This window comes from Rhizobium anhuiense (assembly GCF_003985145.1).
Classification (GTDB): domain Bacteria; phylum Pseudomonadota; class Alphaproteobacteria; order Rhizobiales; family Rhizobiaceae; genus Rhizobium; species Rhizobium anhuiense.
In genome coordinates this window covers 213,330-226,025 of the sequence record NZ_ML133526.1, presented here as the reverse complement: position 1 = coordinate 226,025, position 12,696 = coordinate 213,330, and the positions used below count along the sequence as shown (strand labels likewise).

Here is a 12,696-nt window from a genome sequence, read left to right as displayed (position 1 = left end):
CCCCCCCCACCCCCGCCCTCCGCTGCGGGCGCGTGGGGGGGGGGGGGGCCCCCCCCCCCCCCCCCCCGACCGAAGCCCGGCCGAAGGGGAGGGGGCAATCGGCCGGGTCAGTTCAGCGCGGCTTCGCCTGACGTGATCCGCTGTTCGTCTGCGGCGAACAAGTGAACCGCATCGTGGATCGGCGCAATCCTCAGCACCTCGCCGGGTGCCGCCCTGATCCGTTCCCGGAAGACGCAGGTCAGCGTCTGCGTTCCCAGCCGGACGATGACCAGCGTCTCAGAACCCGTAGGCTCGACGACCACCGTCGTGACCTCGATCCCGCCGGGGTCCAACTGGATATGCTCGGGACGAATGCCGTAGGTCACGGCTGCGGGCGGACGTCGCTCGCTCGGCAGCAGCAGGCCGTCGGCAGTTCGAAACCCGTCTTCCGTCATCTTGCCCGCGATGAAATTCATCGCCGGGGAGCCGATGAAGCCGGCAACGAAAAGGTTGTTCGGACGATCGTACAATTCCAGCGGAGAGCCTGACTGCTCGATCAGCCCATCCTTCATGACGACGATCTTGTCGGCCATGGTCATGGCTTCGATCTGATCATGGGTGACATAGATGGTCGTCGTCTGCAGCCGTTGATGCAGTTCCTTGATCTCCGAGCGCATCTGCACCCTGAGTTTGGCGTCGAGGTTCGACAAAGGCTCGTCGAACAGGAAGACGGCCGGATCCCGCACGATTGCCCGCCCCATCGCCACCCGCTGCCTCTGGCCGCCGGACAGCTGTTTCGGATATCTTTCCAGAAGGCTCTCGAGACCGAGGATCTTGGCGGCATTGCCGACCCGCTGGTCGATCTCCGTCCTTGGCATTCGTTTCAGCCGCAACGAAAAGCCCATGTTCTTCGCGACGGTCATGTGCGGGTAGAGCGCGTAATTCTGGAACACCATGGCGATATCCCGATCCTTGGGCGCAAGCTCGTTGACGATATGCTTGCCGATCTGAATCTGCCCTGAAGTGATGCCCTCGAGACCTGCGATCATTCGCAGAAGCGTGGATTTGCCGCAGCCCGACGGGCCGACCAGCACGACGAACTCGCCGTCGCCGATGTCGACCGATACGCCTTTGATGGCTTTGAACGCACCGTAGTCCTTGCGCGCATTGTTGACCGAAACATGGGCCATAACAGTCCTCCAGAAATTGCCGTCAAAGTCCGTTCAGGACATTTCTCAAATAATCGAGCCCGAAGCGCTCGCCCTCTTTTCGCGCGGCTAAGTCCTTGCCTGGCCAGCCATAGGCGGCATCCTCGTGTTCTATGGACAGCGTGCCATCGAAGCCGGAGCCACGCGCCTGGCGCAGGAACCTCGGCCAATCGATGAGGCCGAGCCCGGGCAGCTTGTATTGCCACCAGCCTTTGCCGTGATAGCCGACAGCCTGCAGTATCTCCGGATCGATGGCCGTGTCCTTGGCATGAAGGATGGCAATGCGGTCCTTCACCGCCTCCATCGCCTGATAGGGATCGACGCCGATGCGGATGAGGTGCGAGGGATCGAATTCCAGGCCGAAGCGGGGATTGTCGATCCGCCGAAAAAGCTCCTGCCACCCTTTCGGTGTCGTGCCGATGAAATTGTCCTTCGGACCCGGCCAGTTCTCGATCGCGAAGGTGAGGCCGCTCGATTGCGTCTGCGCAATCAGCCGGTTTGCGAATTCGGCGAAGTCATCATAATTGGCTTCGTCGCTGGCCGTGTCGTCCCGGCCCGGGAAGATCACGAAGATCGGAACGTCCGCTTCTCCAATCGCACTGGCAAATTCGGCGGTCTTTGCTCGAAGTTCCTGGCGTCTTGTCGGGTCGGCATCGAGCTGGTTGCCGAAATAGGTGATCGACGACACGAAGAGGCCGGGGCCGCGTGCAAGCGCGACGGCGCCCGTCACCTGATCGGGTGTCTTGATATGGCCGCCGACATCGATCTCGATTGCGTCGAAACCGGCCGACGCGGCGAATTCCACCACTTCCTCCAGGGGACGATCATTGAATGTCGAGGTGTAAAAGCCGATCTTCACCAAAGTTCTCCGATCTTCACCAAAATCCCTGGGGCCTAGCTGGCCGTTTCAATTGTTCAGGCGATCCATATTCTTGAGTGGCGAACGTGTGCGTTGAGCAGCATCGGCCGATGCGAGCATCAGGGCCGCCGCCATCGGCATGACCGCCGCCCCCATGGCCGAAGCATCCTCTCCGAGCGAGGCACGGTGAAGCGAGGGGAGGTTGGTGTCCTCGGCGTCGAGATGCTCGTGCACATACCGAAGCAGCTCGTCGACGATACGGATCGGCAGCCGGCCGCCGACAAGGACGGCATCGGGATCGACGATCATGCCGATATGCTTGACGGCGACGGCCAGATGCGCGCTCATTTCCTTCAGCCACTGTGAAACCAGGCGCCTGCCCTGTGCATCCAGCGTCAGCAGATCGTGGGGAACGCTGACCTCGACGCCGTGCCGGGCAAGAAAATCATAGAGGAAAAACAGCGAGAATATCTCGCCGAGAAGCTGGACCTTGTGTGCCTTCTCGTCCCGGTCATCGGCAATTGGGAGCCAGCCGATCTCGCCGCTGAGGCCCATGGCGCCGCGATGACCGTTGCCGTCAAGCACCAGGCCTCCGCCCGGGCAGGCATTGATGGCGATGTAGAAGAAGCTGCTGCTTTCGGCACCCAATCCGTAATCGAGTTCGGCAAGGGCCGCGGCATTGGCTTCGTTTTCGATGAAGACAGGATGCTGCGTCAGGTTCTCCAAAGCAGCGCGCACATCGAATGAAGTCCATTCCTGATAGGTGTCGGGCTTGCCGAGGAGCGAAATCTCGCCGAGCCAATCCGGCATGGCGAGACCGATACCGGCCAGGCGCGCGTCGTCGATCAGGCGGCTGCGCTGGAAATGCGAAATCGCATCGGCGGTGAGCTGCAGGAATTCCGCCGGCAGGATGAAGCGCTTTTCGTGATGCACGCGGGCACGGACATTGCCGACGGCATCGACGGCCAGGATCGTCAGATGGTCGCGATCGATGTTGATGCCGATCGCAAAACAGGCATCCGGATTGATCTCGAGTTCGATCGCCGGCTGGCCCCGCAGCCCGTGTCGCCGGCGGGCTTCCATGATCAGGCCTTCGTCCAGCAGGCGATCGACGATCCGGGCGATCGCCGGTTTGGTAAAACCCGTCCGCCTGGCGATTTCGGCGCGCGAAATCGGCGCCTGGCGATGGATGCAGCGCAGGACGACCGCCCTGTTATGCTCGCCTGCATCTTCGACATTGGCGCCGGTCAGATCCGGGGACAGCCTGGCGCCGAGTGTCTGGTTCATCGGGTCAAATCCTTCATCGCGCATGGAGACCGAACCGACCCTCATCCCTTGACGGCGCCGCTGGTCATCGCGCCGAGGATCAGCCGCTGCAGCGACAGAAAGGCCACGATCGCCGGAACGACCGAGATCAGGCAGGCGGCGGCAAGCAGTTGAATGGACGAGTCGGTTTGCATGCCGCGGAAGTTAAAGATTCCGACGCCGATCGGCATCAGGTCATTTTTCGTGAGCAGCAGGAAAGGCACCAGGAATTGCGACCAGCCGGCAATCACCGTGATGATGAAGACCGAGGCAATGCCCGGCGCCGACAATGGCAGGATGATGCGCCAGAATACCGAAAACCGGTTGCAGCCGTCGATCATGGCCGCTTCGTCGAGGCTGCGCGGGATGCCGTCGACCGTGCTCTTCAAAAGCCAGGTCGCCAGCGGAACGCCGAGCGCGATATAGACCATGACGACGGCAAAATGCGTATCCAGCAGACCGAGCCGGTTCATGTAGCGGTAGAGTGGCACCATGATGACAAGCGGCGAGATCATCTGGAAGAGAAGCAGCGCCATCATCGACAGGCCTTTGCCGCGGAATTGAAACCGGGAAAAGGCGTAGGCTGCGGGCAATGCGACGATCAGCACGCCGAAGCCGCTCAAGGCCGCAAGCTTGAGGCCGTTCCAGAGATAGACCGGAAAATAGCTGTTGTTCAGAACGGTGATGAAATTGTCGATGGTGGGATTGTTCGGAATATACCGCGCCACGCCGCGATAGATCTCGCGCTTGTCACGCATCGCCATCGACAGGAGATAGGTGAGGGGGCCGGCGAAGAATACGAACATCGCCAGCATGAACAGATAGCTGAAGAAATCGCCGAGCCGCGTTCCTGTCCGTCCGCTCATTGCTCTTCCTCCTTCGGCAGGAATGACGCGTAGACGAAGGCAAGTCCGAGGCTGATGATCAACATAAGCACGGAAAGCACGCTGCCGCCGGAGAGGTCGTAGTTTCTGAAGACGATATTGAAGACGTAGAGCGAGATCACCTCGGTCGCGCGCCCCGGTCCGCCGCCCGTCAGCGTGATGATCGCATCGAAAGTATTCACGGTCTGGATGGTGATGAGGATCATGTTGACGAGGATTGCGGCGCGCAGCTGCGGAAGCGTGACGAAGAAGAACTGCTGCGATGCGGTTGCGCCGTCCACCTCCGCCGCTTCGTAGAGCGAGGGATCGATCGCCTTCAGTGCCGCATACATGACGACCATCGAAAAGGCCGTGCCGCGCCAGATGTTCGATATCAGCGTCGACCATGGCGCCATGGCCGGATCGGAAAGCCAGGCGACAACAGGCAGATGCATCAGCCGCAATATGCTGTTCAGCGCGCCGTAAGGCGCTTCGGAAAAGAGCATCTGCCAGATGATGCCGCCGGCAATGCCCGGCACGACCCAGGCGACGAGCGCTGTCGTCCTCAGGATGGTGGTGCCGAACAGGCCGCGCTTTTCGCCGCGAATGACCGTGACGGCGACCGCCAGGCCCAGGATCTGCTGGCCGATCACGCTGCCGCCGACGAAGATCAGGGTTGCCCAGAGAATGTCGGGCAGTTGCGGCGAGCTCAGCGCATTGGTGATCGACCCAAGCGTATATTCCTGATTGTCGCCGATCAGCGTCGCATTGGTGAAGGAGAGTCGGAAAACGTCGATGACGGGATAGAGGTAGAAGATGCCGATGACGACGATCACGGGCATGATCCAGGGCAGGGGCGCGCCGGCGAAACGACGCATGAACGTTCTGCTTTGAGGCGGGCTGTCAGCCTCGATGGCAATGGGGCTCATTGGGCCTCTCTGTCCGGGGTTGGCAATGTCGACGGCGCCTGAGAGCAGGCGCCGTCGCGATTGGAAGCGTCACGGACGCCCGGCACTACAGCCGCTTGTAGGCCTCCAATGCGGCGTTGAAGGCGGCATTTAAGGCGTCTTCCGGTGTCTTGGTCCCCGAGAGCACGTCGCCCATCATGATCTGGATCTGGTTGGAGATCTCGGGATAGATCGGTACGCCGGGGCGCGCCTGGCCGTCGACCAGAGCCTTGGCGAAGGTCTTGTTGGCTTCGGTGGAGAAGACCTCATACTTGTCGAAGAGCGACTTTCTGGTCGGCAGCTGCTGCTGCAGCGCATTTGCCGGCCCCATATAGACCTCGCGTGCAAGGTTTGCGCACATCTCGATCTTGTCCTTGTCCTTGCTGAAGGAGGCGATCGTCCAGCCGCCCGTGCCGGTCGAGAGTTGATCGGCCGCGGGGCCGGGGATCGGTGAGAAGGTCCAATTCTTGAACTCGTCTTCTTCAAGCGTCGTCTTCAGCTGCGCATATTGCCAGTTGCCGCCGATGAAGAGTGCCGTCGTTCCCGCTGCCGCCGCAGCATTCATGTCGTCATAATTCGCGATCGTGGTGACGCGTTTGGGCGCGGCGCCGGAATCGACGAGATCCTTGAAATAATTCAGCGCCTTCAGGAATTTCTCCTTGTTCTCGCCTTCGCCGAACACAGGCTTGCCGCTATCGTCGACGAGCTTGCCGCCCAGCGCCCAATAGTTCGCCAGCCAGTCAAAGGTCGTACCTTCCCAGCGTCCGCCGTTGAACAGAACGCCTTCCATGCCTTCCTTGGTGGAGGCGAGCGCAGCCTTTTTCAGGTCGTCCCAGGTCTGCGGCGCATCTGATACAATCGACTTGTTGCGGTAGAGCACACGAAGATCGGTATCCCACCACCACGCGCGGACCGTCTGGTCCTTATCGGTGATGCCGCTGCGGATGAAGGGGAAGAGGTCGTCCACTTCCTCCTTCGAAAAATACGGCGTGAAGTCCGCCAGCACGTGATTGACCATGAACTGCGAGAGCACGAAGGAGTCGACCGCGGCGCAGTCGGGCGCGTTGCCGGCCTTGGCCTGCTCCAGCATCTTGGCCTGTTCCGTGCCGATATCCGACGACATGAACTGCATCTGCAATTTCCAGTCGGGATGCTTCTTGATGAAATCGACGAAGAGCTGCTGATAGCCCTCGGCGATGGCCGGATCCGAATTGTTCGGACTATCGTTCGTCAGGCGGACGACGAGGGATTTTGGCGCATCGGCAAGGCCGATCCTGTCCTTGGTGGCAAGTTCCTGGGCAAATGACGTGGATGCTGAAAATAACATTGTGCTCAGCGCAAATGCGCTGACGGTGGCGCTCTTCATGATGGGTCTCCTCCCCATTTGAACGAATACAGCCTGGCGGTCGGTTGACCTCTCCTCAATTCCGTGCTGCATTAATTAGATTAAGTTACTTTGATTTGATGTCAAGCCACAGCTTGGAAGGCCAGAGCCTGGGAGGTTGAGATGCTGGCGACAATCAACAGCAGCTAGCGCATAATTTCCGAAAATCGAGATCGATTTCTGGAAAAGGATCCGCGCCATTAAAGCGATGGAGCGTGTTGTCGGGCGCGTGGGGCATCAACCGAAATTTTCCTGAAGAAGAGGACGAGGCGACCGCGGATGGCCGCGATGGCAGGAGTGCGATTTTGTCCGGCTGCGCTGCCGGAATCAGCTCTGACACACCCGCGTCCGATAGGACGCGCCAAGGGAGGATAAGATGCGTTTACTCATTCTCGGTACCGGCGGCATGGCCAACCAGCATGCCGCCAACTTCAAGGCGATCGAAGGCGTCAGCGTCCTGGGCGGCGTCGACGTCGTCCCGGAAAGGCTCGCGGCCTTCTGCACCGAACATGGCATCGCCAACCATTTCACGTCTCTCGGAGAGGCGCTCGCCTGGGGCGAGTTCGATGCGGTGGCGAACGTCACGCCTGATAGCATCCACCACCCGACGACGCTTCAGGCGATCGCCGCCGGCAAGCATGTCTTCTGCGAAAAACCGCTCGCCACCGATGCGGTCAAGGCCATGGAGATGACCGAGGCGATCGAACGATCGGGCAAGGTCGGCATGGTCAATTTCACCTATCGCAACTCGCCCGCCCTCCAGAAAGGCCGGCAGATGGTGCTCGCCGGCGAAATAGGAGACGTGCGCCACGTCGAGGCGTCCCATCTGCAAAGCTGGCTGGTCGGCCGTCACTGGGGCGATTGGAAGAGCGAAAGCAAATGGCTGTGGCGGCTGAGCAAGAAGCATGGATCGAACGGCGCGCTCGGCGATATCGGCATCCATATCGTCGATTTCGCCTCCTACGGTTCCGGCCTCGACGTTGCCCATGTCTTCGCGCGGCTGAAAACCTTCGACAAGGCGCCGGGGCACAAGATCGGCGAATATGATCTAGATGCCAATGACAGCTTCACGATGAATGTCGATTTCGCCAATGGCGCGATCGGGACGATCCAGGCGACGCGCACGGCGGCCGGACAGATGGATCAGCTGCGTCTCCGGGTCTATGGCGAAACCGGCTCGATCGAGATGATTTACGATACCGGAAAGTCGACGCTTCGCGCCTGCCTCGGCGAAGACGTGCACACGGCGACCTGGCGCGACGTGCCGTTCGATCCGGTCGAGACGAATTACCAGCGTTTCGTCCAAGCCGTGCGGGCGGGCAGGACGCAGGAACCGTCCTTCCGCCGCGCCGCCAATATCCAGAAAGTCCTGGATAAGGCGCTGGCCTCCGATCTTAGCCACACCGATGAAGCGCTCGGCTGAGCCGGCTCTCAAGCGGAAGCCGGCGGCAGCAGTAAAGTGTTGAGGAAGGGCAGGAGGGCAGCCCCCAGCGCAACGCCGCCGCCGCTGAAGCTCGCCGGTTTCATCGGCGAAATCCAGGGTGTCAGCAACGGTCTCGTGGAGGTGTCGCGGCGCTCGATCGAAAGCTGATGGATCAGCGCTTCGATCACGCCCTGCGGCAGATCGCTGCCGATCATGACGACGCTCGGGGCAAGGAAGCCGGCCATGGCGATGATCGGATCGAGCAGATGGCCGGCGGCCTCCCGTATCCATTGCGACAGCGATGGCGAGGAGATTTCCTCGCCCTTCAGCAGGCGGGTGAAGTCCTGGTCGCCGATCCGCGATCGCAGTGACTCGAAACCGACGACGGTGTTCAGCTGAACATTGTCCGGGCCGGTCAACATTTCGCCGATGCTGCCCGCCCTGCCATGCACGCCGGAATAAGGAATGCCGCGGATGAGAAAACCGGCCTGGATGTCGTCATCGATGATGATCATCGCCAGTCCGCCTTCCCTGGCGGAGCTGCCGATCGTGCGTTCGGCGAGAAGGCTCGCCGTGCATTCGTTCTCGACATAGGGACGCGCAATCGTCGACATGGCGGCGATTTGATCGCTTTGTTCGTCCGTCCAGTCGTTGGCGGCGATGCCTAGGCCGATGATCGGCAACATCGCGTGGCGATCGACCATGTCCCTGACGGCCGCGTGCACCAGCTTGACCTTGTCTGCTGGCTCCAGGCCGAAATAGACCCGGTCATGCACCTGGCCGCTGAGATCGATGAGCACCATCTCGCCGCGCCTCTGGCGAAGCTTGACGCCGATCGAGAAAGCGCCTTCCGGGCGCAGGGCAAATTCGGTCGCCGTCGCACCGCCGCCCGAGCCGTTGCGGCGGTTGGAGGTGACGAGCTTCTCCTCGGCCAATCGGCGGAGAATATTGGTAATGCCCGGGCCGGTCAGGCCGCAATGGCGGCCAAGCTCCATTCGCGTCAGCGGACCATGGCGGCGGATGGCTTCCAGGATGACGCGAATGTTTCGATCGGCGATTTCACCGGATCGCAGACCGACTGTTTTGGCACGCGGGGCGCCCGTGTCCTGGGTTTGAAGCCGACGCGGCCCTGATCGAAGATACCGCATGGTCGCCGTCCTTAGAGCTACAAGACGCTTGTGTATCACGCCTGCGTCCACCGCAATGAATTTCTTACGGGCTTGACGGGAAATCAAAGTTACTTAATCTAAAGCTCTCGGAATTGCTTGGAGGAGGAGACCGGGCAAATCGCGATGCCGGTCGCACCATCTTCATCTCCCAAAACTATGACCACGGATTGTCGCCGTCGATTTTCAATAGGATAAGCCATGCCTCTGACCATTGCCCAGCGTCTCGATCGTCTGAAAGTCCGCATTGCCGAGCTCGCTCATTGGCGGGATCGACACAGTGCTGCGATCGACGGCTGGACCTTCGAGGGCGAGCCGATCGCACATCACCAGGATTGGCCGCACCGCCAGGGGGTGGTGCATTTTGCTGCAACCGCCGAGGCACCCGAAGCGTGGCCTCTCGACGGTATTCGCCTGCAGCTCGATCTCGGTGGCGAGAGCCTGATTACGCTGAGCTATCCCGACGGCGAGACGGAAACATTCGGTCTCGATCCCTATCATCAGGAATTCCCGCTGAAGGGCCGCCGCTTTTCAATCGCAACGGAAACCGTCGCCCGTTTTCCGTTCGGCGAGCCCAATCGCGCACCGCGGCTCAACAAGGCCCGGTTTATCTGGCTCGACGGTCCCGCTCACCGTCTGCATCTTCTGTTGAAGCAGGTTGCCGAGGCGATCGAGGCGCTCGGCGAGCATGAAGTCGTGCCGCATCTGATGGATGCCGCCGAACATGCGCTGCGCAGCCTCGACTGGCCGTCGGATACGGCGGCTTACATCTCCCGCACGTCAGGCGCGGTCATGCAGCAGAAAATCTGGGAACTGCCGGAGCTTGAAGCTAATCCGGCGGGCCTCACGGACGAGCAAAGCGCTTCGGCAGCTACGGCCTTCGAGGCTCTGACGGCGCGGCTGAAGGAGCTGCAGAAGCGCTTTCCGCCGAATGGAGAACTGCTGCTCACGGGGCATGCGCATATCGATCTCGCCTGGCTCTGGCCCTATCGCGAGACGCGGCGGAAAATGCGACGCACCTTCAATACGGCGCTGTCGCTGATGGAGCGCTCCGATGATTTTCGTTTCAATCAATCGACCGCCCATTATTACGCGCAGATGGAGGAGGAAGACCCGGACCTTCTCGAGCGCATCAAGCAGAAGGTCGCCGAAGGTAAGTGGGAAACCGTCGGCGGCATGTGGGTGGAACCCGATACGAACATGCCGACCGGTGAAAGTCTCGCCCGTCAGGTTCTCTACGGCCAGCGTTATTTCGAGAAGACCTTCGGCACGCGCCATACGGTTTGCTGGTTGCCGGATTGCTTCGGCTTCTCCGGCGCGCTGCCGCAGATCCTGAGACAGGGCGGCATCGACAGCTTCTTCACGATCAAGGTCAATTGGAGCGAGACCAACCATATTCCCTCCGATCTCTTCTGGTGGAAGGGGCTCGACGGCAGCCGGGTGCTGACCCATACGTTCGACAATCCGATGCAGGGTTACAACGGCTTCGTGCAGCCCGATTGCTTCGTGCCGACATGGAAGAATTTCCGCGGCAAGACGCAGCACCATACGTCGCTTCTGGCCGTCGGCTACGGCGACGGCGGCGGCGGCGTCACGCCGGAAATGGTCGAGCGCGAAGTGCAGCTGCGCGATTTCCCGGCGATCCCGCAGGCACGCTGGGGCACCGTCAAAAGCTATTACGAGCAGGCGCACCGCACTGCTGGGGAAAAGACCCTTCCCGTGTGGGACGGTGAAATCTATCTCGAACTGCACCGCGCCACGCTGACGTCGCAAAGCGGCGTCAAGCGCAAGCATCGCCAGGCCGAACGTGCGCTGATCACCGCGGAAACCATCGCTTCGCTGGCGCATATGCTCGGAGCAGGCAGGCCCCAAAGCCTCGAAGCCGATTGGCGCGTGGTGTTGAAGAACGAATTTCACGACATTCTGCCGGGCTCGAGCATCCGTGAGGTCTATCAGGATGCCGAGCAGGAACTGGGTGGGGTCATCGACCATGCCAAAGCCGAGCAGGCAAAGTCATTGCAGGCGCTGTCGGCCAATCTGCCGAAGGGCGGGGTTGGAGACGCCCTCGTCGTCGTCAATCCGTCTCTTGCGGCCAGGCCGCTCAGCACAACGCTCTCCGATGGCACGGTCGTCGCGGCCGCCGATCTCGTCGCCCCCTTGTCCGTCGCGGTCTTCGACAAGCGTGCGCTCAAGCCGGCGGGCGGGCTGAGGGCAGGCTCCGACCGTCTCGAAAACGACCACATCTCCGTCGCCATCGGCGGGGACGGCGCGGTTGTCAGTCTCATCCACAAGGCAACGGGCCGGGAAGCGATCGACGGCTCGGCAAATCAGCTCTGGGTCTATCCGGCCGACAAGCCGCGCAATTGGGACGCCTGGGACATCGATGCCGATTATGCCGAAAAGGCCATTCGCCTCGATGCGCCGGAGAGCATCGCCCTCGTCGAAGAAGGCCCGCACCGCGCAGCGATCCGCGTCATTTACCGCTACCGGAATTCAAGCGTCACGCAGACCTATGTGCTGACGGCCAACGCCCGGCGGCTCGACATCGAAACGACGATCGACTGGCACGACCGCCGCACCCTTCTGCGTACGCTGAACCCGGTCGCCGTCCAGGCCCGGAAGGCGACGTTCGAATGCGCTTTCGGCGTCGTCGAGCGGGCAACCCATACGAACACCTCCTGGGAACAGGCGATGTTCGAGGCTGTCGCCCATCGCTTCGTCGATATCAGCGAGCCGGGCTTCGGCGTCGCGCTGCTCAACAATGCCAAATATGGCCATAGCGCCCGCGGCAATGTGATCGGCATGAGCCTGGTGCGCGGGCCGATCTATCCGGATCCGCTGGCCGATGAAGGTGAGCAGAGCTTTACCTATGCGCTGATGCCGCATGAGGGTGCCTGGCATGAAGGCGGTGTTCTCGACGAGGCGATCGATCTCAATCAGCCGCTCGTCGCGGCCGAAGCCAACGGCCTCTCCGCCGGCACTTTCGCGCCGCTTACCGTCAACGGCACACCCGTCGCTTTTTCGGGCTTGAAGCCGGCGGAAGAAGGCGATGGCCTCATCCTGCGCCTCTATGAACCGGCCGGCCGGCGCGGCCGGCTCTCCCTCGGCCTGCCTTCCGGATGGGCGGCATCGCAGCCGCTGAACATTCTCGAAGAGCCGATGGAGCGGATTGGACCTGCCGACATCATGCCGTTCGAAGTCAGGACCTGGAGGCTGCAAAAAGCCTGACGCCGCTTGCCTGGGAGATCACGCTCCGCCGCTTCGATTGCGGCGGAGCAGTTACCGGGCGCAGCCCGTGCAACCGGGCTGGTCGCCAGCGATGTCCGCTTTCGGCATTCATTATCCCGATCGCGCAGACAAGTCCCAAGCGCGGCGAAAATGGAACTTTTTATTAGTTTCTTATCGGCTGTTAGTCGGCTGTGGCCACGACAAAAAGACTCCCCTCGGAAGCGAAGGTGATCTCGGAACGTCGGTCGCATAGGTGGCGATCGAATGAAGTCGATCACCCATTCCGTAGCCGGCAGGGGATATGAGGACTCCTGTTTGCGCTAAGCAGGAACTG

At 61.2% G+C, this 12,696-nt stretch carries 9 protein-coding genes; 2 read left to right on the top strand and 7 right to left on the bottom strand.

Going from position 1 to position 12,696, the window contains the following annotated elements; all coding sequences use genetic code 11:
- Positions 1-107: 107 nt before the first annotated feature.
- The 6 genes from EEQ99_RS17930 to EEQ99_RS17905 form a co-directional block, all read right to left on the bottom strand.
- Positions 108-1,169, bottom strand: coding sequence for an ABC transporter ATP-binding protein (locus EEQ99_RS17930; protein ID WP_127430842.1), 1,062 nt, complete (start codon positions 1,167-1,169; stop codon positions 108-110).
- Positions 1,170-1,191: 22 nt separating this feature from the next.
- Complete coding sequence (locus EEQ99_RS17925) at positions 1,192-2,046, bottom strand: sugar phosphate isomerase/epimerase family protein (protein WP_127430841.1); 855 nt, start codon at positions 2,044-2,046, stop codon at positions 1,192-1,194.
- Between the two features lie 48 nt (positions 2,047-2,094).
- Positions 2,095-3,333, bottom strand: coding sequence for an ROK family transcriptional regulator (locus EEQ99_RS17920; RefSeq protein ID WP_047616977.1), 1,239 nt, complete (start codon positions 3,331-3,333; stop codon positions 2,095-2,097).
- 41 nt (positions 3,334-3,374) lie between these two features.
- Positions 3,375-4,217 carry a carbohydrate ABC transporter permease gene (locus EEQ99_RS17915; RefSeq protein ID WP_127430840.1) on the bottom strand — a complete coding sequence of 281 codons (843 nt, stop codon included), beginning with the start codon at positions 4,215-4,217 and terminating at the stop codon, positions 3,375-3,377.
- A complete protein-coding gene (locus EEQ99_RS17910) occupies positions 4,214-5,143 on the bottom strand; it encodes a carbohydrate ABC transporter permease (protein ID WP_047616681.1) in 930 nt (309 codons plus the stop codon). The genes EEQ99_RS17915 and EEQ99_RS17910 overlap by 4 nt, the downstream gene beginning before the upstream one ends.
- An 85-nt stretch (positions 5,144-5,228) precedes the next feature.
- Entirely contained in the window at positions 5,229-6,527 is a 1,299-nt protein-coding gene (locus EEQ99_RS17905; RefSeq protein WP_127430839.1) for an extracellular solute-binding protein, read from the bottom strand.
- Between the two features lie 394 nt (positions 6,528-6,921).
- Between EEQ99_RS17905 and EEQ99_RS17900 the strand changes: the two genes are divergently transcribed.
- On the top strand, positions 6,922-7,968 hold the full coding sequence (locus tag EEQ99_RS17900) for a Gfo/Idh/MocA family protein (RefSeq protein WP_127430838.1): 1,047 nt from the start codon (positions 6,922-6,924) through the stop codon (positions 7,966-7,968).
- An 8-nt stretch (positions 7,969-7,976) separates the two neighbouring features.
- Here EEQ99_RS17900 and EEQ99_RS17895 read toward each other — a convergent pair whose 3' ends face one another.
- Positions 7,977-9,116 (bottom strand): ROK family transcriptional regulator, encoded by a 1,140-nt coding sequence (locus EEQ99_RS17895; protein ID WP_047616687.1) that lies wholly within the window; start codon positions 9,114-9,116, stop codon positions 7,977-7,979.
- Between the two features lie 219 nt (positions 9,117-9,335).
- Between EEQ99_RS17895 and EEQ99_RS17890 the strand changes: the two genes are divergently transcribed.
- On the top strand, positions 9,336-12,362 hold the full coding sequence (locus EEQ99_RS17890; RefSeq protein WP_097543308.1) for an alpha-mannosidase: 3,027 nt from the start codon (positions 9,336-9,338) through the stop codon (positions 12,360-12,362).
- Positions 12,363-12,696 lie beyond the last annotated feature (334 nt).

Coding starts and splice junctions, on each gene's coding strand:
- EEQ99_RS17930 (WP_127430842.1), bottom strand. CDS start 1,169: ATGGCCCATGTTTCGGTCAACAATGCGCGCAAGGACTACGGTGCGTTC.
- EEQ99_RS17905 (WP_127430839.1), bottom strand. CDS start 6,527: ATGAAGAGCGCCACCGTCAGCGCATTTGCGCTGAGCACAATGTTATTT.
- EEQ99_RS17890 (WP_097543308.1), top strand. CDS start 9,336: ATGCCTCTGACCATTGCCCAGCGTCTCGATCGTCTGAAAGTCCGCATT.
- EEQ99_RS17910 (WP_047616681.1), bottom strand. CDS start 5,143: ATGAGCCCCATTGCCATCGAGGCTGACAGCCCGCCTCAAAGCAGAACG.
- EEQ99_RS17895 (WP_047616687.1), bottom strand. CDS start 9,116: ATGCGGTATCTTCGATCAGGGCCGCGTCGGCTTCAAACCCAGGACACG.
- EEQ99_RS17915 (WP_127430840.1), bottom strand. CDS start 4,217: ATGAGCGGACGGACAGGAACGCGGCTCGGCGATTTCTTCAGCTATCTG.
- EEQ99_RS17900 (WP_127430838.1), top strand. CDS start 6,922: ATGCGTTTACTCATTCTCGGTACCGGCGGCATGGCCAACCAGCATGCC.
- EEQ99_RS17920 (WP_047616977.1), bottom strand. CDS start 3,333: ATGAACCAGACACTCGGCGCCAGGCTGTCCCCGGATCTGACCGGCGCC.